This window comes from Alicyclobacillus sp. SO9 (assembly GCF_016406125.1).
In the GTDB taxonomy this organism is placed as follows: domain Bacteria; phylum Bacillota; class Bacilli; order Alicyclobacillales; family Alicyclobacillaceae; genus SO9.
The window spans coordinates 2,209,888-2,230,663 of sequence record NZ_CP066339.1 but is presented as its reverse complement, the minus strand read 5'-3'; the positions used below and the strand labels follow the sequence as shown (position 1 = coordinate 2,230,663).

Below are 20,776 nucleotides of genomic sequence, written 5' to 3'. Positions count from 1 at the left end.
GGGTAAAATTGCAGTCTCCAAGGTGAAGCCTTACATCATCTTATCGAATTCCTTTTGTAGCCGCCGGATAATTCTTTTTTCAAGTCGCGATATGTACGACTGCGATATGCCCAGAAGGTCTGCAACGTCCTTTTGTGTCATCTCTTCTTGGGTGCCTAATCCAAACCGAAGTTTCATAATCGTCTGCTCTCTGTCTGACAATTGCTGCAAAGCGTCATACAGCAGTTCTCTGTCTACTTCTTCCTCAAGATTGCGATAAATTGTGTCAGGCTCTGTTCCCAGAACGTCTGACAACAGTAACTCATTTCCATCCCAATCTACATTGAGCGGCTCATCAAAGGAAACCTCTGACCTGATTTTGTTGTTTCTCCGTAGAAACATCAAAATTTCATTCTCAATACACCGAGAAGCATAGGTCGCCAGTTTAATCTTCTTACTGGGGTCGAACGTATTTACCGCTTTAATCAGACCAATGGCTCCGATAGAGACCAGGTCCTCAATGTTCAGGCCCGTATTTTCGAATTTTCTGGCAATATAGACTACCAACCGTAAATTTCGCTCAATCAACATAGACCTGACTGCCTCGTCGCCAGACGGCAGTTTTTCCAGTAAATACGCCTCTTCATCACGAGTAAGCGGCGGCGGCAGAGCTTCACTGCCACCCACGTAATAGACTTCTTCATACCCGCCAGCCAGACTCTTTCGAATCCTAATCCAGAAAAGTTGAAGTTGAATCCGCATTTTGAGACTGAGTCGCGGAGGTAATAGAGTCATTTTCAAAGTTGTCATCCCCCGTTATTACTTCAATGTGAAGAATTCCCTGAAACCTTCCGTCCACCGAAAATTTTCCTTGATGCGCTGCAAACAGACATTCAGATATTCCTGAGACTTCGACTCCGTTTCGTTCCAACTCAACCTTATCAGGACGTATGCCAACCGTGATTTGGGACGCACCTCCAGCTCCACGAAACGGAATCATTGCAATTCTTTGTTGATACCCATCCATTGATTGTCTCGATACTGCCGTTACCACGTCAGTTCCCTTGTTGACCATGTTTTGAAAGTCATCTGGAAACAGCTTTAGCCAAATGTCCTGGTCAAGCAGGCAAACAGGTCTTCGCGACAGCGGATCACGAAGTTGATTCCCTGTATCCGCTAAACCTGTGAAACAAATTTTTCGTTGAAACAGAGTCACCTGCACCTCATAGAGACTGTTTGCCTGCGTCTTTACTGCTTTGACCCTGTTCAAAGTAAATCGAAGGGTGCCATAACCCACTGGAATGGCCACAATTAAGGCTAGACCCTGAAGGCTTGAACTGAAGGCCAGTTGACTACCGTTCACAACGGTGCCTGAACCAAGCGATGTTCCGGGAATCGCAAAGTTCAAGGCAATTGCAGCCCCGGCAAAAACAAAGGACACAAGATAAAACAGGACTGACATACGAAGCAGTTCGAGCCAGTTGCGACAGGGTATTGCAAGTCCGACCATGAGCAGAGAAACAATCGCTTTGCCGGGCCATGTGGTCAGCAATGAGAGTGGTGGGAAAAACAAGAGCAAAGCGTAGAGTGACCCAAGCAGACCTCCAGCAGAGACTCTCCACATCCGAAGCGGCCGTTTCGCAACCCAACTTGTTGTCATTAGCAGTACTGTGTCCATGACGAGATTGACAATCCAGACGACGTCAATGTACACCACTGGCACTGTCATCACCCCGCAACCGGCGGATGGTCACAGTATAGTTTATCTATATTACAAAGCCTGTCGGAACTTGACTAAAACCTAGTATTCTTTTTGTTGAAAAAGAGGAGATTAAGACAGAAAAAGCGCGTCCATATCTGACGCGCTGCACTGGTGTATGTTATGGGGCAGCTTACGAAGAGCAAAGCCTTTATTTGTCGCGACCAAAGCGCCCTTCTTTTCTGCGAAGAAAGGCTGGAACATCCCACTGGTTGTTACTTTGAACTGAAGCTGTATTGTCAAACACGCTTGACCGCTGTCGAGGCTGAGTAGCAGCAACTTCACTGTTCGCCTGCATCTCAAAACCGGTCGCAATCACGGTCACTACAATCTCATCTTCAAGTTCCGGATTAATGTTGGCACCAAAAATCATGTTTACTTCTTGATCGGCGGCGGAAGATACGATATCGGCAGACTCGTTGACTTCCCACAGACTCAGATTGTTTCCGCCTGAGATATGCATGAGCACACCGTGCGCTCCATCTATCGAAGTCTCCAACAGCGGACTGCTAATGGCCTTTTGCGCCGCTTCCGTGGCCCGGTTTTCGCCGCTGGCCACACCGATTCCCATCAACGCAGAGCCTCGCTCTGTCATAATTGCCTTCACATCCGCAAAGTCTACGTTAATCAGACCTGGAACTGCAATGAGATCGGAGATACCCGACACGCCTTGGCGCAGTACATTGTCTGCTTCCTTAAAAGCTTCCACCACTGGTGTATTTCGGTCCACAATCTCAAGCAATCTGTCATTGGGAATGACAATCAGGGTATCCACTTTTTCCTTCAGGTTGGCGACACCGGCTTCTGCCTGCATCATTCGGCGTCGCTGTTCAAAGCGAAATGGCTTTGTTACAACCCCCACCGTAAGGGCACCCAGTTCCCTTGCAATTTCAGCAATAATGGGGGCTGCACCCGTTCCTGTTCCACCGCCCATGCCGGCCGTCACAAAAACCATGTCGGCACCTTTAAGAGAATTCATTAAGAGCTCCCGGCTCTCCTCAGCTGCCTTCTTTCCGATTTCCGGATTGGCACCTGCCCCTAAGCCCCTTGTGACTTTCTCTCCAATCTGGAGATGAGTCTGTGCTTTAGAGAGTTGCAACGCCTGAGCATCCGTATTTACTACAATGAAGTCGACACCTTCGATGCCGGATTCAATCATTCTGTTCACAGCGTTGCATCCGCCGCCGCCAACGCCAACGACTTTAATTTTTGCCAATGAATCGACTTCCATGTCAAATTCCAACATTGCTGCTCCTCCTCATGCCTCATGGTTCCAAACGAAGCAGGTTTTCAGGCGTGAATTTTTGCAGCGAATACAGCCTGACACCATCAATGTCTATCTTTGCAAGAGGTTGTCCCGACAGCGGATCCTACTCTGTTGGACACTCACCTTAAATAAAATCCTTAAACCAATCCTTGATGCGGGTCAGCCAACTTCCACCCGTCTGCGTTGGGCGCATATGAGGCGCCGCTTCGGTCTGAGCACTGCGCGAATGTGAGCGCAGGGTATACGCCAAGACCCCTACCCCATTTACATATGAAGCGTCCCTAACTCCGAGAAAATCAGGAATTGCAACCCGTGTAGCCGACTGCAGTTCTTCACTTGCCAACTCCCCTGCACCGGGCATTGACATGACTCCTCCGTGGAATACATACCCGCTGGGGAGTTCGTGACTAAACCCCATCTTTTCAACCTCTCTCATGACGAGGCTAAAAATCTCTTGCATGCGAGGTTCAATAATTGTGGCCAAGTCGTACTGGGAAAACTCCGTATCCTGGTTGCTTCCTATTCGCGGAATCTGGAATGTCTCAGAGTCTGACGCTTGAGACAGAAGGGCATGCCCGTACTGCAGCTTTATCTGTTCCGCGACTTCCGTCTGTGTGCGCAACCCAATGGCAATATCATGTGTTACGTAGTCTCCACCCATCTCAATGATGGATGAACCAGCTAACACCCCATTATTAAAAACAGATATAGAGGTTTGTCCAGCCCCTACATCCACTAATGCAACACCCAAATTTCGCTCATCTTGAGATAGGGCGACGTGCGCAGCTGCTAATGGCTGCAGGACTAAATTTGCAACTTCAATGCCTGCCTTTTCTACACATCGCACGACATTATGTATCGCCGTACGGCTTCCGGTAATCAGATAGGCTTCCACTTCAAGGCGTACACCGAGCATACCCCTCGGATCCATAATTCCTCTAAGACCATCAACAACAAATTCTTTCGGCACAACGTCAATAATTTCCCGCTCTGGAGGCAAAGCTACCACACGCGCCTGCTGTAAGACCCGTTCAATGTCCTCTTCACCGATTTCCCTGTCTGAGGAAGACACTGCAACGACGCCATGGCTGTCCAGCAGTTGTATATGGTTGCCAGTAATGCCGACATAGGCTGAGGTAATGTGAACCCCGACCATACGCTCGGCGTGATCGACCGCCTCACGGATTGATTCAACTGTCAAATCTATGTCCACTATAGACCCGTGACGGATTCCTTCACCGGAAGCCGATCCGACGCCAATGACGTTCATTGTGCTGCCATTTTGCTCTCCGATTATGGCTCGAACCTTCGAAGTGCCGATGTCTAAACTTACGATGTATTCTCCTTTGGCCAAGCGCGTGGCACCTCCCTAGTGCGCCAAGTACACAAACATTTCCTAGGTGTAATTCCACAGCAGTTTGCTCATTCCTCTTTTTCGACAAAACTTTTTCCGCAAAAATGAGAATTTCAGAGACTGTAAAATTTGGTATCTCACGACGTCGGCTTGTCCGCTGCAGACTGATCGCTGTGGCGGTGGTTGACCTTGTTAAACATGATGCGACGAATGATTGCGATGTTCTGAAACATTCTTACACCAAACGCGACGACTGCAGCCAAATACAAGTCAACGCTAAGTTGATTCCCGATATAAGCCAACAGCGCAGCCACAATGGCATTGAAGAAAAATCCCGTAATAAATACAAACCCATCGAAATTCTTTTCAAGACTCGCTTTTATGCCACCAAAAACCGTATCAAGGGATGCAAGAATGGCAATTGAAAGATAGCTTGACAAAGCGGGAGGAATATTCACATTGCTGACCAAGCCGATACCAACGCCAATAACCAGTCCCAAAACGGGCAGCCATATCACTGTCCCGTCACCTCCTTTGCATATTTTCCAGGCATTTCACCGTGGTAGGCCGGTACAGTCAAGTGCTTTGAACTGTCAATCACGCAGGATTCAGCGTAAGAGGTCTTTAACAACTGAACTACATTCTCCGCGACCAAAATGGCTTTCATTCTGCTTGTATTCCCAATCGCTGTAATCGTAAACGGAGCTATCATCGGGCTGTAGTTGACATCCACTGTGTTGTATCCGCCATTCTGTGTCTGAACGATGTCGCGGATGGCAGATGTGGTAACCAGCCGTTGCGTATTCCCATTGTATCCGCTGATGCTGATTGCATTTGCCCCCTGTGAATACAGCAAATTCACAATATAGGATAAAACAAATTGCGGGTCAAAGGTCGGGTGATCTTGTGAAAAGTTTGACAAACCAGGGTTTGACTGTAAGGTGATTGTGATTCCTGCACCTGATTGTGACGTGAGGCCGGCAGCTGCCTTGACTTGCTTCGCATCCTTCAACAAAGCCTGCCGCTTACTTTTCCAGTTCGATCCCGTTGCCTGATACTGCGCCACTTGCGCCTTTGCCTTGGAAATTTGCTGACTTAGCAATTCATTTGTCTTCTGTTGCTGTGATATCTGTGTCATCAAATGCAAGTAGTCAGACGCGCTGCCCTTGGATTTTTTCACTGACAACGTGGATATTTGAACGGTTGTCATAAATCCGAGCAACAAGCACACTACCGTCATCGTCAACGCAAATGTCCGCTTTTGCGACTTCGTCACGACCTCTTCATCTCCTAATTTCCGTTTGCTGTAGGAAGCGGTGTAATCGTCGTACCTGTGTAAGCTGGAAGTTTCAAAGACTGTGACGTTTGAATTGGCGAGACGTTCAAGTTGTCTTTATTGCGCAGTGCATCGATTTCACCGTTCGGCATATTCAAGGCTCTCTCCAGGGTTCGGGGGTCGCCTATGGCTTCTACTTTAAACGGGGCCGTAATCTGGTTGTTATTGACCGTTACAACCGGACCGCCGCAAAAGATACCAGACGTTGAGACAAACCTCACACCATTGATAGCGACTGCTTCGGAGCCCGCCGCAAACAGTTCATTGACCAGTTGCCGCATATACCAGTCATGGGCAATGTAGTTTTCCGGGTTCTTACCGGGAGGAGGGTTTCCGTCTGTAACAGTCAAGACGATACCTGCCCCCTTGACTGCCGTTGTGCCCGCAAGAATTCGAGCCGCGTCCAATTGACGTGACAGTTGTTGCAACTGCTGGTTATTACCAGCCGCCTGTTTTTCAAAATGTGTCAATTGCGTTGTGGTTACTGCCAACTGCTTTTGTTCCTGCTGACCGACCTTTTGCAATAAATTGTACTTTTGCGCCAGCGCCTTAATCCGCTTCTGACTTGGGTTTACAGCACTCGTCAACTGCCGTGATTGAGACGATTGCTCATACTGAACGGAAATCATGAAACCGAGGACAATGGAGACTAGGGTCAGGGAGACAGCTAGTTTTGATTTGGTCGTCAATCTTATCCGTGCCCCTTTCTACCTTTTGCAAACGGAGTGTAACTATAAGGCGGTTGCCCTGTCATATCCACCAGGCCTGGAGGATAGTGTTTGGACAAAAAGTAATGAACGGCAGTTTGAACATTTGGTAACTGTTGTTTGAGATTCTGCACCGTGAGATTCACTTCGTAGCCATTGTCCATGTACAAGGAAACTGTTCCAAGACTATCCACTTTGATTTGCGAGATATGCTGAATTTGTGCCCCCTGTAATGTAGACAACACTCGGCACAGTTTTGTTACATTAGGATTCGCAACAGGTTGTCCCAATTTCACCTTTGTTTTCATATTTGAAGGAATCACGACAGGACGCGAAAAGCCTTCACCGTTCTTGTGGATGCTATATACGGTTCCGTCAGCTAACAGGTTGTAAAAAGTCCCTTTTTCCTGCAAAATCGCAACCAGTTGCTTCTGAGAAATTTGCAAGTGTACGGTTCCTTGCAGGAATTTAGTCGTCACAGCGACCTTTTTCACCAACGGCTCATTCTTCTTAATCGATGCCGCAATCGCTTTAGGGTTCACTTGCCACAAGCTCATACCCTTTTTCACAACGGCAGCCTTTAGCAGCTTACTTGACGCAATTGAAGTATTCCCGGAGACCGTGATTTCACGTACACGTGTCAGAGGGGATTCCAGAAAAACAACTACGCCCAAGATAAGAAAAAACAAAACAACCAACACACGGTTCCGATGCTTTCGACGGAGACGCTGTTGTTCTCTTAGATCCCGTGGTGAACCGAGGTTCTGTGAATTCAAGATTGTCCCTCCAAAGGCCTCTTCGTCGAAATGATAGATTGTCATTTGTATCAACACTTAGTCTATCTCAAGTATAGTATTTTACTCCATAACACAGATTGGCGAAAGTCTATTCATTCACTTTTTGCAAAGAAAAAGTCAGACGGCCTCAGGCAAAGAGGCAATCTGACTTTTTCGGTATATAGACACCGTCGTCCGCCTTAGGGCATGCTCATTCCGGCTTCTTCAGACTCGACCCGGCGAATATCTGCCTGCAAGTCTCGCAAATACGTGTCGAGCTGTTGGTAACCACGGTCGAGATGATGGAGACCGTGAATTTTTGTTGTCCCCTCTGCTAACAGACCTGCCACAACCAAGGCTGCACCGCCCCTCAAGTCGGTTGCTTCCACCTCCGCGCCGGAGAGCTGCTCGACTCCTCGAATCAAGGAAGTTCGGCCGTCTACCCGAATGTCTGCACCCATCCGAATGAGTTCTCCAACATGCTTGAAACGCGCCTCAAACACATCTTCACGAATGAATGTGCTGCCATGCGCTGCAGCCATCAGCGCCATCATTGGAGCCTGCAGGTCTGTGGGGAAGCCCGGATACGGCGCCGTTCGAATTTCAGCCGCCTTGAGCTGTTTCGGACCTCGCACCCACATTTGGTCTCCGTCAATATCTATCTTCGTTCCAGCGTCTCGCAGTTTGCTGATAAGAGCGCCCAAATGCAGAGGTTCGCAGCCCTCGATATGAATACTCCCCTGCGTAGCCGCGGCGGCAATCATCCATGTGCCTGTGACAATTCGGTCGGGAATCACCCGGTACGTGGAGCCCTTTAAATGGTGCACACCTCGAATCCGAATGGTATCTTCCCCTGCTCCTTCAATCTGTGCTCCGCAGGTTTTGAGAAAGTTGGCCAGATCTACCACTTCCGGCTCTCTTGCGACGTTTTCGAGCACAGTTTCACCGTCAGCGAGAACTGCCGCCATTATCAGATTTTCCGTAGCACCAACGCTTGGGAAATCCAACGTAATACTGGTGCCTTTCAGTCTGTTTGAGACACAGTTTACTGTACCATGCTGTTCTTGAATAACCGCACCGAGCAGCCTCATCCCGCGCAGATGATAATCAATCGGCCTCTGCCCAATCACGCAACCGCCTGGTTTGGAAACTGTTACTTCCCCAAAACGCGCCAGCAACGGGCCCATTAAGAAAATCGACGACCTCATTTTGCGCATCAAATGCAGCGGAACGTCGGTCTTTGTAATGTGGCTTGCATCGATATACAGCGTCTGGCCCAACCGTTTCACTCCCGCACCCAAGTGACGCAGAATGTCGAGCATAACGTGTATATCTTCGAGATTTGGCACTTCGAACAATTCGCAGGTGCCTTCCGTCATCACCGTTGCCGCCAAAATCGGCAGTGCTGCGTTTTTTGCACCGTAAACTCTTGTGGTCCCCTCAAGCGGCCGACCTCCGCGGATCTCCAATACGTCCACACCCGTCACCTCCCGGAGGCGGGTTCACCTATAATCCGAACCTCGGTCTCCAAGTGAATGTTGAACTGGTTTGCAACGGTTTCCTGGACATGATTCATAAGCCAGAGCACATCACGGGCCGTGGCATGACCAAGGTTGACAATAAAGTTTGCATGCTTCTCGCTAATTTGTGCATCCCCGCGCCGCAGCCCCTTTAGTCCCGCCGTTTCAATCAAACGTGCGGAATAGTTTCCCGGCGGATTTCGAAAGACGGAGCCGCAATTCGGTTGAGACAAGGGTTGCGTAGCGGCTCTTCTGACGGACCACCTCTTAACTTCCTGCAAAAGCGGCTGGCCGTTCCCCGGCTCAAGATTAAAGCAGGCTGTTACCACCACCATGGGATTATCTTTCAAAATGCTGTAGCGGTAATCGAACTGAAGATCAGCATTTGTGAAATGATGAACCCTGCCCTCGGAGTCCATCGCATCAGCCCATTCCAACACCTCTCTCACTTCACCGCCGTGGGCTCCTGCGTTCATCATAACGGCACCGCCAACTGAACCGGGTATACCAGTGGCAAACTCTAGTCCCTGAAGGTCATTTCGAAGTGAAATGTTGGCAGCTGATACAAACGAACGTCCAGCTTGTGCAATCACTTTCGTTCCCTGTACACTGATATCGGCAAACGCTCCGCCCATGTGAAGCACCAAACCACGGACACCGCCATCCTGCACAAGGACGTTCGATCCCTTTCCAATGACCGTCCAAGGCAGCCCAAGGTCCGAGGCAGCCTGAAGCGCCCCGCGAAGTTCCTGCACACTTGCAGGAGCCACAAGGACGTCCGCTAAGCCCCCGATTCTCCACGTCGTGTAGCGGGCCAGGGGTTCGTGAAACTTCACGTGTTCAACGTTGCGTTTGCTAAATGCCTCTGTAACATGTGTCTTCATTGTAACCTCCACGACCTACGTATCCTGCCCAGGTCCGTGTAGCATCCTATGGCTAAAAGCCCGAGTGTGTGTCAAAGTCCCGGACACGATTTACCGTGTCACAGCCGCCATGACCACTTCGTAAAGTTTCTCTACAGCGTCCGGTGCAGCTTTACTAAGTGCGGCCCGGCGCAGACTGTCCCCTTCAGGACTGTCTAGCACTTTTGTCAGCTCGGACCACAACTTGTCAGGCGTTAGTTCATTTTCAACAATCATTTTGGCAGCGCCTGCCTGAGCCAGACGTCTCGCATTCTCTTCTTGGTGATTTGCAGTCACGTACGGAGAGGGAATTAAAATGGCCGCTAAGCCGAGCGAACAGACCTCCGCCAACGTAGCGCCCCCAGCTCGCGTAACCACAACAGCAGCTTGCGGCAACAAATGGGGCATATCGTAGGCAAAGGGTACGACAGCCACATTGGCAGGCAGGGGAGCGGACAATTGCCGCTGAACGGATTCGTAGTGGGCTTCACCGGTAATGTAAAGTAGTTGCCAATCTTGCTTGCTGTGAAAGCGGGGAATTAAGTCCACCAACACCTGATTTACTGTTTCTGCGCCGCGGCTTCCTCCATAACACAAAATCAGTTTCTTAGACGCATCCAGTCCATAAGCTTCTTGCGCAGACAACAAGTCCTTGCGGTCGTAGTGCAACACTTCACTGCCTCTCGGATTACCGGTCAAAACCACTTTTTTTGCTTTCGGAAAGTATCGACCACTGTCTTCAAAACAGACAGCCACCGCACTCGATTTACGTGAGCACAAAACATTTGTCAATCCTGGTCTCGCATTGGCTTCCCAGACCACCGATGGAATGCCAAGTCTGGCTGCTGCGTAGACGACTGGAAGTGTCACATAGCCCCCGGTTCCCACAACAACATCCGGCTTAAATTTCTTGAGAAGCCGTTTCGCTTGTCTGTATCCCCGATATGTAGTCCACACCGTTTTGACGGCTTGCAAGCTTACCTGGCGCCGCAAACCCGCCGCAAAAATAGTCTGAAAAGGGAGACCTGCTCGAGGAACAATGCCATGCTCCAATCCCCTTTCAGTCCCAACGTACAGCACCTCTGCATCAGGCATCCGCGTCTCTATCGTATGCCAGAGCGTTAAAGCAGGATAGATGTGGCCGCCCGTACCGCCGCCTGTCAACAAAAACCTCATGCCTATACTTCAGCTCCTTCATCAGCTGCTCGCACAGGTTCACGGGGCAGCAGTCAGAGCTTCTAAAACTAGCTCATGACATAGGAAGATTGCCGAGAGATGTTAAGGAGGATTCCGACTCCGGTTAGCATCAATGTCAGAGAAGACCCTCCATAACTAATAAACGGCAACGTAATACCTGTTGCTGGAATGGAACCAGTTACAACGCCGATGTTGATTAGCACTTGCACTGCAATCATGCCAGAGATACCGCTCGCAAGCAATGACCCAAATCTGTCCGGAGCAAACAGGGCTGCACGAAAGCCCCGCCATACCAGCACCGCAAACAACAGAAGCAGGCACGCGGCTCCCAATAACCCAAGTTCTTCACCAATGATGGAGAAAATAAAATCGGTTTGAGGCTCTGGCAAATAGAGAAACTTCTGCCGGCTCTGGCCAAGTCCCAGCCCAAGCAGTCCGCCAGAGCCAAGCGCATAGAGGGACTGAATGATTTGATAACCGTTCTTGAGCGGGTCTTTCCACGGATTCAAAAAGGCTGTAATTCGCGCAACTCTGTAACTAGCTGTAGCCACAAGCACACTGAACCCGACTAGTCCTGTTCCAAACAGCACCCCTAGGTGTGTATAGCGCGCTCCCGCCGCAAACAGCAGGATGACAGCGGTCCCCATAATCACCACGCTCTGACCCAAGTCAGGTTCCAGCATAATGAGCGCAACAGCCAACAGCGCCATGCCCAAAGGGGGAACAAAACCTTTCCAGAACGAGTGCATTTTGTCGCCGGCATCTGCCAGATAGTGTGCCAGGAACAGTATTAAACCAAGTTTTGCGAATTCCGACGGCTGTATCCCGAACGATCCAATTCCGAGCCACGCCTGTGAGCCACCGCGGTTTTGGCCGATGCCTGGAATCAGCACAACGGCAAGAAAGACGAAGCTGATTACTGCAATTTTCGGTGCCCATTGACGCAGTTTGTGGTAGTCGTAATTGGACATGAGAAACATCAAAACAAGCCCCAGACCTCCGAACAGCAGTTGCCGCTTCGCATAGAAGAACGAATCGTTAAACTTATGCAGCGACAACACAGAACTTGCACTGTGAACCATAACAATCCCAAAGACGAGCAGAACCAGTGTGACTCCGACAATGACAAAATCAAACTTCTGTCGTGTTCGCACCAACCGGAGACGCCTCCATTCAACTCTGCAAGCAGAATACTGACACGCACAGGCACCCGATTCGCCAGATCGCCTGCCGCACAGGCGCCCGAATCGGGACAACCCCCGTCGTTACAGTCTATGCACCGCTTGCTTGAACATGCTTCCACGCTCTTCAAAGGAGTTGAACATGTCCCAACTCGCACAGGCTGGCGACAGCAGTACGACATCTCCGGGAGCGGCTGCGAGAGCCGCGGCAGCAACAGCCTCCTCAATGGACGAAACAAGCTTCACTTGCGCAATACCTGATTGGCTGCACACCTGCTCCAGTCGAGCAGCAGATTGTCCCAGCAGCACAGCTGCCTTAACTCGTCCCTGTATTGCATCTTGGAGGACGGCGTAATCATCCCCCCGGTCTAGTCCGCCGCCAATCCAAATCACATTCTGGTCAAACGACTGAAGTGCCCGTAGTGCAGCCTGTGGATTCGTCGCCTTGGAATCGTTATAAAAGGTTACGTCATGAACCCGCGCAACCAACTCCATCCGGTGTTCCACACCCGAAAACGAGGACAAGACATCCGCTATCACTGACGGCGCCGTTCCGGCAAGCAAAGCCACCGCTACAGCAGCCAACGTATTTTCAAGGTTGTGCGGCAGTCCCAGGTCAGAGACAGAAATAATCTCCATTCTTCCCATTCCTACGTCTGCCACAATTTGACTGTTCTCCACCCAGACACCCTTGGTCAATACCGTGCTTTGGCTGAACCAGACAATTGAAGCCATGACCCGCTCAGCTCGCGTCCGAATCTGCGGCTGGTCGTAGTTCAGCACTGCCGTATCCTCCGCTGTCATGTTTTGAAAAAGACGCATCTTCGCTGCAGCGTAGTTGTCAAATGTCTTGTGATAGTCAAGATGTGCCGGATACAAGTTCAAAAGTACGGCAATCTTGGGATGAAGACTTTCCGTGCCCATTAATTGAAAACTGGACACCTCGAGGACAACGGGCTGATGTGGTGCCACATCCTCAATCACTCCAGATAGCACCCGTCCGATATTCCCCGCGACAACTGGATTTTGTCCAGCGTGATCTAAAATTTGACCAATCAAGGTTGTCGTGGTGGTCTTCCCGTTCGATCCCGTTATAGCGAACAGAGGTGACTTCATCAGCCACGATGACACCTCTATCTCTGTATATATGGGAACCGCCAGTCGTTTTGCCTCTTGCAGCAATGGCACCGAATATGGAATCCCCGGATTCTTGACAATGAAATCGGGGTGAAAATCAAGCAGTGATAAGGGGTGTCCGCCAAAGACGAATTCCGCCCCCAGGTCCCTCAACTCTCTCACCGCAGTGTTCTTTGCGTCAGGGTCTTTTTGGTCGTTGACAATCACGTTTACACCTTGACGCAGCAGCAACCTAGCCACAGCTTCACCGCTCTTTGCTAGTCCCATTACTATGACACGCTGCCCCGCTTGTAGTCTCACACAAGTTACCTCCATTCACCCGTTTGCTTTACGATTTGAGCAAAGCAAGGGTTCCAAACGCGGACAAAAATGAAAACAACCAGAACGCCAGCACCACACCCCATTCACTCCATCCCGACAATTCGAAATGGTGATGCAGCGGACTCATCCGGAATACACGCTTACCAAACAACTGAAAAGACGTCACCTGAATAATCACTGACAGCGTTTCGATAACAAAAACCAAACCAAACAAAATTAGAATGAGTTCGCTGTGCGTCAGGACCGCCACTGTGGCAAGTCCGCCGCCTATGGCTAGCGAACCGGTGTCCCCCATGAACACCTTCGCCGGGTGGCGATTAAACAGGAGAAAGCCCGCCAGGGTTCCAACCATGGCCGCACAAAACATGGCAACGTCGTAGTTGGTATGCCAAAATGCATAAAATCCGTAAGCTGCAAATACGACTCCTGCAGACCCGGACAGTAAGCCGTCAAGGCCGTCGGTCAAATTGACGGCGTTCGTTGACGCTGTCAGAAGCAGCAGCAGAAACAACAGATAAAAGATGCCGAGGTAGACTGATAAATTCGTAAATGGAATGTCAACTCGGAATGCATAGGGAGTATTTCCCCAGTACAACCACAGTATTCCAAACAAGACAACAGTAACCGCAATCTGAAGCGCAAACTTGTGTTTCGCGCGCAAACCTAAATTTCGTTTTTTTACCACTTTGATGAAATCATCAATAAACCCGATGATGCCAAATCCAACTGTTGCAAACAACAAAATCAGCATAGGCGGTCTCGTCATGGCAAATTTAGCGGTAGTCAGAATTAATGCCAGAATCATAATGATTCCGCCCATGGTTGGGGTTCCGGCTTTCGTTTGGTGATGAGACGGCCCTTCTTCCCTAATTCGCTGTCCGAATTTTAAGCGATGCAAAATAGGTATACAAATGGGGCCGAGCAGGGCCGTAATGGCAAAGGCTGCGCCCGCGGTCAGCAGTAACGCTTGATAATCCACGCCCTTTCCTCCTTTGTTCTTCTGTTCACAATGAGCGCTGAGCCTTTGAAACAGCCTCGCGAGCAACCTCTCTGTCGTCAAAGTGGTGCTTGGTTCGCCCAATGATTTGATAGGTTTCATGTCCCTTACCGGCAATCAATACAACATCGTTTGGACGAGCGGCCTCAATTGCATATTCAATGGCCTTTCTTCTATCAGTAATCCGTATGTACGCGTCTGACTTTTGGACTCCCTGCTCCATGTCGTCCAGAATCGCATCGGGATCTTCCGTTCTCGGATTGTCACTAGTTAGCACTGTCATGTGGCTAAAATCTGCAGCGACACGCGCCATTTTCGGCCGTTTTCCCTTATCTCTGTCTCCTCCGCACCCAACAACCGTGACAATCCGTCCTCGAGCAAACTCGCGGACCGTCGCAAGCGCATTTGCCAGACTGTCCGGCGTATGAGAATAGTCGACCAACACAGTGAAGTCTGCTCCTCGAACGGGCTCCAACCGCCCCGGGATGCCCTCTATGGCTTCGAGCGCAGAAACAACCTTGTCCAAAGGGATTCCTTCAATCAATGCCGCAGCCATTGCAGCCAGCGCATTATACACATTGAATCGGCCCGTCAGCCTTAGCTGCACCTCAGTATCTCCGGCAAAGCTGTTTACGTGAAACTTCACACCGCTGGCTGCAACTTTCACATTTGAAGCCCGTACGTCTGCATCTTGTTCGATGCCATAAGAAATGTACTCTCCTACGGTCTGTTGTGTGAGGTAGGCGAAGGTGCTGTCATCCGCGTTCAAGACGGCGTAGGACATCTGGTCTGACCTGTCAGCGAAGGAATTCCCTAAGCGGGAGAACAGTTTACCTTTTGCCGCGCGATAATTGTCCATCGTTTCGTGGAAATCAAGGTGATCCTGACTAAGATTGGTGAAAACCGCAGTTCGATATTTCGTACCGCTGACGCGCCCCAATTCGAGAGCGTGGGAGGACACTTCCATGATGCCGTAGTCACATGCGTTATCAGCCATCTCTGCGAGAATGGATTGAACCTCAACTGCTTCAGGCGTAGTGTTGGCGACAGCTGTAGTGACTCCGCCAATGCGTTTCCCAATTGTGCCCAGAAGACCTGTTTTGTAGCCGTTCCACTGAAGAACCTGTTCGATGAGATGTGTCACGGTGGTTTTTCCGTTTGTTCCGGTAACGCCAATCATTTTCAACCGCATTGAAGGATGTCGAAAGTAGACATCCGCAAGAATAGCAGAAGCCCTGCGCGAGTCTGGTACAATCAGCTGCGGAATTCGCACCTCCTGATTGGGCACCTCAACAAGAGCCGCAGCTGCTCCGGATTGAGCCGCTTGATTCATATAATCGTGTCCGTCCACTGTATAGCCCTTTAAGGCCACAAACAGACTTCCTTCTCTGACCTGTCGGGAGTCAGAGGTAATGCCTGTCACTTCAATCTCTTTATCATAAAGCGAATCGCACTTCAACAGTGCAGCTTTCAATTGAGACAATAACACAATACGTTCCCCCTTGCCGAAGTCCTTGAAGACCGATTCCGGCAATCAGGAGACGACATAAGCCACCATATCGTCTCCATTCTATCATGCCCAATCTAGTGCTTTTGAACTCCCTTGTCAATCAAGACCCTGTCCCGGTTGACTGTCCGGTTGACTGCCCGGTTGCGGGCATGTTCCCCAAGAACAATCGAATTTTCGATCCGTTTTGGACCTTTGTGCCACCCTTGGGTGCCTGTGCAATCACATACTTTCCCTTTCCCACAACTTCAGTTCGCAGTTGAGCTCCGCTTTGAATGGCCGTTTGAGCCGCTTTCTGTACGGTCATTCCCGTGAGATCCGGAACAGACACAAGCATGGGGTCTGTAACTCTTTTCTTATGCGCAATTCCGGCGCTGCTTTTGGGAACACCCAGTGCAGACAGACTGTCCGCCAGGATGCGTCCGACAATCGGTGCAGCAATAATACCTCCGAATACAGGCTGATTCTTCGGACGAGGATGGTCGATGGCAATGTAGGCCACAAGTTTCGGGTCGTTCGCCGGAGCCATACCGATAAACGACACAATATAGTGCCCGCTGCTGTAGTGCCCATTTTCTGCAACCTGGGCCGTTCCGGTTTTGCCGGCTATACGGTATCCGTCTACATATGCACCCCGACCTGTTCCTTGCGCCACCACACTCTCTAGAGCAGAGCGAACCTGGTTTGCTGTACTCTTGCTAATAACACGGCGAACCACCTGAGGCTTAATCTCCTTAACGACCTTCCCTGTATCGTGATTTAGAAACGCCTTCGCAACATGAGGCTTCATCAACAAACCCCCATTGGCAATGGCACTCATCGCCATGACCTGTTGGATTGGCGTCACAGAGACGCCCTGCCCAAACGCGGTAGTCGCCAGTTCCAGCGGTCCTACTTTATTTAGCTTGAACAAAATTCCGTTTCCTTCTCCCGGCAAATCAATCCCCGTCTTTTTGCCAAAACCAAACTTGTGGATGAAGGAAAACAAACTCTGTTTTCCAAGTTTTTCTCCCATAGCAATAAAACCTGGATTGCAGGAGTTCTCTACAACATTCAAAAAAGATTCAGAGCCATGGCCGCCGGCTTTCCAACACTTGATTTTATGGCCTGCTACCTCGTAGTAACCGGGATCGTAAAATTTGTCCTTCAGATTCACCTTATTCTCCTGCAACGCAGCAGAAAGTGTGACTACTTTAAAAGTTGACCCGGGTTCGAACGTTTTCCAAATCGCTAGATTGCGATTATACGTCGAGGCAGGGTAATCCTTCCAGCGAGCAGGATTAAACGTCGGATAATTTGCCATTGCGACGATGGCACCTGTCGTAGGGTTCGCGACAATGGCTGTCACTTCGTCAGGATTATACTCCGCCACCGCTTGCTCAATCTCTCTTTGCACGAATTTCTGAATCTGGGTATTAATATTCAGTTCTACATCCTCACCGTTTGTCGGCGGAATGTAGTCTTCGCCTTGACCGGGCATTCTCTCTCCACGTGCATTCGTCAGGATATTAATATATCCCTTTTGCCCGGCCAACTGGGCGTCATATTGCTTCTCAATGCCAGTCAGGCCCTGATTGTCGGCCCCTGTAATACCGAGGACTTGTGCGGCCAAGTTGCCGTCCGGGTATGCACGTTTGCCTTCCTCGGTGATATACACCCCGGGCAGATGCAGCGCGCGCACTGCCTTCGCCTGATTCTCCGTAATGCGGCGACCCCCAGGAGCAATATATACAATGGCGGTCTTTTTCGTCAGCAGCTTCAAGACCTTCGCCGACTCCATACCGAGGACACCCGCCAGCTTGGACGCAGTCTGCCCTTTGTCCTTCACTTGGATGGGGATAGCCATCACAGTCGGTGCACTGGCAGTATACACAAGTGGTTTTCCGTTTGCACTGAGAATTGAACCGCGGAGCCCCTGAACAGGGATGCTTCGACTCCACAACTGGTGCGCTTTTTGAGTCAACCACGGAGATTGAATCACTTGAATGTAAGCAAGGCGCCCAATGAGTGCACCTATCCCTGCCAAAAGCGTAAACAGCAACAGAACAAATCGCCGCCGAATAGTTCTCTGGGTTACCCGCACTCCTAGTCGCCCCCATAGCTTGTTCTCAAAACATAACTATGCGGACAATCCCCCAGCTAGAATCAGCCTGTCCTTCAATTTAGCTTGGGTGAGGACAGGACAATGTGCAGTGCAGCGCCTTGCTTGACCTGCGTCCCCGGCTGAATTGACTGCGACGTGACATAGCCTTGACCGGTCACGGACACCTTCAAGCCCAGGACAGTGGCAATGTTGCCGGCTTCACGGAGTGAAGCGCCCGTGAGATTTGGCACTGTGATTTTGGTGGAACCTGTATTCTGCGCGCTGTAGAGGTACATCTTTGTGCCCTTGGCCACTTCGATGCCAGCCTCTGGCCACTGCTTCGAGACGGTTGTGCCGCTGTTGAGCCATTCTGCAGTGAGTCCCTCCTGCTTCAATTTTGTGGAAGCTTGTGTTTTCGACAACCGTGTCAGATTCGGCGTTTGCACGTACTGAACCGCAGACTTGGGCTTTGTCGCAGAAGCCGCGTTCGTATGTGCTCCACTCGAAGGCGGCACGTGATAGTACGCTAGACATTCTTTCATGATGTTGCGTGCTGCAGGGGCTGCCACCGTGCTTCCCCATGTTTCACCAGGCTTCGTGTGCGGATTGTAAACAGTGACATACACTTCTACCTTTGGATTCTTGGCAGGGGCGTAACCGATGAAAGACACAATGTAACGATTCGCATAGTATCCTCCCGTCGGTTTTTCAATTTGAGCCGTCCCCGTCTTTCCAGCGACGCTGTATCCCTTGATTGCAGCAACGCTGTCAATACCTTTGCTCACATCAAGTGCCATCACATGGCTCACTGTTGCTGCTATGTTTTGCGGTACAACATGGGCATTCACAACCGTTGGACGGACCTTTTTTACAACCTTTCCGGAATCAGTTGTAACCTGCTGTACAATGTAGGGTTTCATCAGCTTGCCGCCGTTCGCAATTGCTGCAACTCCTGCAATCTGTTGCAGCGGCGTGACGGCAATTCCCTGCCCAAAACCCGAGGTCGCCAATTCGATTTTGTGCTGGTTTTGCTTTGAGAAGACGATGGAAGTCGCTTCATTGGGTAATCCGATTCCCGTTTTAGATAAATAACCGAAATTCTTCATGTAATGCAACAAATTGCTCCAACCCAATTTTAAGGCAATCGTAGCAAATCCCACGTTACTCGAGTATTCCAGAGCCTGACGAAATGTAATTTTGCCCCATCCAGACCTCTTCCAGTCATTGATTCGCTTACCGTCAACGTACATATGCCCGGACATGAAGGTCTGGTTTAAATTAATAGTATGGGTAGCAAGCGCAGCGGCCAGCGTTAATACTTTGAATGTCGATCCCGGTTCGAACGTACTGTTAACAGCCCAGTTCGTATTTAGTGCTTCCGAACTGGAGTTCCAGTACTGGTTCGGATTAAAATTTGGCCGGCTGGACATACCGAGGATTGCACCGGTATCCGGATTTTCGACAATAATCGCCGCGTGTTTGGGATGATACTTGCTAACAATGTTGTTCATGGAAGTTTCCACATAGCTTTGAATCGTGCTGTCAATGGTTGTATGGATATCTTCTCCAGGCTTCGGCTGTACAGTCGTCTTAACAGTCGACTGAATAGGAAATCCATCTCCATCGCGAACGAAAGTCATCTTCCCGTTGCTGCCGGAAAGAATCTTGTTGTACTGCATCTCCAGACCTGACTGTCCTCCACCTTTGTGGTCCACATAACCAAGTACATTGGATGCAAAGTCGCCAAACGGATAGACTCTTTTCTCTGTCGGACTAAAGGTTACAAACTGAGTGAAGCGAGGCACTGAACTAACGGGTTGGTGGGTTTGTTGAGCCTTCTGAACAGCCTCTGCCCGCATTTTGTTCAATGCCTTGTTGATAGCTTCCTTTTGAATTTCACTCACTGAACGCGGCCACCGAACCCATGTGTACTTGTTTGATGCAACCAAAGGCTGCGCTTGACTGACAGGGATCTTCAAAGCCGAAGCTAGCATTTGCGCCAATGCCTGTTTATCAGGAAAGGATTTCACCTTAACGTCCATCATAAATGCGGGAACATCATAGGCAAGGGCTTGACCCTGTGCATCAAGAATCTTCCCCCGCTGTGCCAACAACGTCTTGGCACCGTCTTGATTAACTTGCGCTTTTGTCAGAAGCAATGGCCCAAAAACGTGCTGCAGTACCTGCATTCGGATAACCACAGCTCCCAACGCCAGCAAAAACGCACCTTGAATCAGCAGCACTCGTCTGCGATGACGGCTCTTCTTAGCTTGTTTCATGCTGTCACCCGCCGTTACTTTCCGGTCTTAACGTTCGTTGAAATGTGAACTGCGTTTGCATGTTTCATGTGGTACTTGTTTAATGCCAGACTTAATATACGAGACGGACGCTCCAGTTCATCCACTTGCGTGTTCAGTGCTGCATCTTGTGCAGAGACTGTCGACACTTGTGATTGAAGCTGTGCTACGGAATGATTCATCACATTCACTTTCGCTGCATTTCCAGCGAGCATCCAAAACACACCTAGAACCAGGACGATTGCAGCACCAATGGAGAGCTTGTCAAGCAACCCCGCTGGACTGCGCCTTACTGAGGTATCCCTGTTTTGCTGTCTCTGGGGCTGTGAAACCCGCTGACGTTCTGCGGAGTAGTTCGATTTAACAGCTAACATCAGATGTTGCCTCCCTCATTTTTTGCCTTCGGTGACTCATGGTCCCCTTGCTCGCCCTTTTCCATTTTTCTTTTCTCTTTAA

At 50.0% G+C, this 20,776-nt stretch carries 18 protein-coding genes; all 18 read right to left on the bottom strand.

The window, feature by feature from the left end; genetic code table 11:
* Window positions 1–30: 30 nt before the first annotated feature.
* The 18 genes from sigE to GI364_RS09970 all read right to left on the bottom strand — a co-directional run bounded on the left by sigE (window position 31) and on the right by GI364_RS09970 (window position 20,694).
* Window positions 31–741: an RNA polymerase sporulation sigma factor SigE gene (gene sigE / locus GI364_RS10055; protein WP_370541858.1), complete on the bottom strand. Its 711-nt coding sequence runs from the start codon at window positions 739–741 to the stop codon at window positions 31–33.
* The gene (locus tag GI364_RS10050; RefSeq protein WP_198853447.1) at window positions 710–1,702 is read right to left on the bottom strand and encodes a sigma-E processing peptidase SpoIIGA; all 993 of its coding nucleotides are present in this window, start codon (window positions 1,700–1,702) and stop codon (window positions 710–712) included. The genes sigE and GI364_RS10050 overlap by 32 nt, the downstream gene beginning before the upstream one ends.
* Before the next feature lie 187 nt (window positions 1,703–1,889).
* Window positions 1,890–2,984, bottom strand: coding sequence for a cell division protein FtsZ (gene ftsZ, locus GI364_RS10045; RefSeq protein WP_198853446.1), 1,095 nt, complete (start codon window positions 2,982–2,984; stop codon window positions 1,890–1,892).
* A 145-nt stretch (window positions 2,985–3,129) separates the two neighbouring features.
* Window positions 3,130–4,359, bottom strand: a complete 1,230-nt coding sequence (gene ftsA, locus GI364_RS10040; protein ID WP_198853445.1) for a cell division protein FtsA — start codon at window positions 4,357–4,359, stop codon at window positions 3,130–3,132.
* A 137-nt stretch (window positions 4,360–4,496) separates the two neighbouring features.
* Complete coding sequence (locus GI364_RS10035) at window positions 4,497–4,874, bottom strand: small basic family protein (RefSeq protein ID WP_370541857.1); 378 nt, start codon at window positions 4,872–4,874, stop codon at window positions 4,497–4,499.
* The gene (locus GI364_RS10030; protein WP_198853443.1) at window positions 4,874–5,635 is read right to left on the bottom strand and encodes a DUF881 domain-containing protein; all 762 of its coding nucleotides are present in this window, start codon (window positions 5,633–5,635) and stop codon (window positions 4,874–4,876) included. Before GI364_RS10030 ends, GI364_RS10035 begins: the two co-directional genes overlap by 1 nt.
* Window positions 5,636–5,649: 14 nt before the next feature.
* On the bottom strand, window positions 5,650–6,384 hold the full coding sequence (locus GI364_RS10025; protein ID WP_198853442.1) for a DUF881 domain-containing protein: 735 nt from the start codon (window positions 6,382–6,384) through the stop codon (window positions 5,650–5,652).
* 2 nt (window positions 6,385–6,386) lie between these two features.
* A complete protein-coding gene (locus GI364_RS10020; protein WP_198853441.1) occupies window positions 6,387–7,178 on the bottom strand; it encodes a cell division protein FtsQ/DivIB in 792 nt (263 codons plus the stop codon).
* A gap of 200 nt (window positions 7,179–7,378) precedes the next feature.
* Window positions 7,379–8,656: a UDP-N-acetylglucosamine 1-carboxyvinyltransferase gene (gene murA, locus GI364_RS10015; RefSeq protein WP_198853440.1), complete on the bottom strand. Its 1,278-nt coding sequence runs from the start codon at window positions 8,654–8,656 to the stop codon at window positions 7,379–7,381.
* A 5-nt stretch (window positions 8,657–8,661) separates the two neighbouring features.
* On the bottom strand, window positions 8,662–9,582 hold the full coding sequence (gene murB, locus GI364_RS10010) for a UDP-N-acetylmuramate dehydrogenase (protein ID WP_198853439.1): 921 nt from the start codon (window positions 9,580–9,582) through the stop codon (window positions 8,662–8,664).
* Between the two features lie 90 nt (window positions 9,583–9,672).
* A complete protein-coding gene (murG, locus tag GI364_RS10005; protein ID WP_198853438.1) occupies window positions 9,673–10,776 on the bottom strand; it encodes an undecaprenyldiphospho-muramoylpentapeptide beta-N-acetylglucosaminyltransferase in 1,104 nt (367 codons plus the stop codon).
* 68 nt (window positions 10,777–10,844) lie between these two features.
* Complete coding sequence (spoVE, locus tag GI364_RS10000) at window positions 10,845–11,954, bottom strand: stage V sporulation protein E (RefSeq protein ID WP_370541843.1); 1,110 nt, start codon at window positions 11,952–11,954, stop codon at window positions 10,845–10,847.
* A 108-nt stretch (window positions 11,955–12,062) separates the two neighbouring features.
* The gene (murD, locus tag GI364_RS09995) at window positions 12,063–13,415 is read right to left on the bottom strand and encodes a UDP-N-acetylmuramoyl-L-alanine--D-glutamate ligase (RefSeq protein WP_370541842.1); all 1,353 of its coding nucleotides are present in this window, start codon (window positions 13,413–13,415) and stop codon (window positions 12,063–12,065) included.
* Window positions 13,416–13,443: 28 nt separating this feature from the next.
* Window positions 13,444–14,415 carry a phospho-N-acetylmuramoyl-pentapeptide-transferase gene (gene mraY / locus GI364_RS09990; RefSeq protein WP_198853436.1) on the bottom strand — a complete coding sequence of 324 codons (972 nt, stop codon included), beginning with the start codon at window positions 14,413–14,415 and terminating at the stop codon, window positions 13,444–13,446.
* 25 nt (window positions 14,416–14,440) lie between these two features.
* The gene (locus GI364_RS09985) at window positions 14,441–15,922 is read right to left on the bottom strand and encodes a UDP-N-acetylmuramoyl-L-alanyl-D-glutamate--2,6-diaminopimelate ligase (RefSeq protein ID WP_198853435.1); all 1,482 of its coding nucleotides are present in this window, start codon (window positions 15,920–15,922) and stop codon (window positions 14,441–14,443) included.
* Between the two features lie 121 nt (window positions 15,923–16,043).
* Window positions 16,044–18,023 (bottom strand): stage V sporulation protein D, encoded by a 1,980-nt coding sequence (locus GI364_RS09980; protein ID WP_233096088.1) that lies wholly within the window; start codon window positions 18,021–18,023, stop codon window positions 16,044–16,046.
* Window positions 18,024–18,097: 74 nt separating this feature from the next.
* Window positions 18,098–20,302 (bottom strand): penicillin-binding transpeptidase domain-containing protein, encoded by a 2,205-nt coding sequence (locus GI364_RS09975; RefSeq protein ID WP_198853434.1) that lies wholly within the window; start codon window positions 20,300–20,302, stop codon window positions 18,098–18,100.
* Between the two features lie 14 nt (window positions 20,303–20,316).
* Window positions 20,317–20,694, bottom strand: a complete 378-nt coding sequence (locus GI364_RS09970; RefSeq protein ID WP_198853433.1) for a hypothetical protein — start codon at window positions 20,692–20,694, stop codon at window positions 20,317–20,319.
* Window positions 20,695–20,776: the final 82 nt, after the last annotated feature.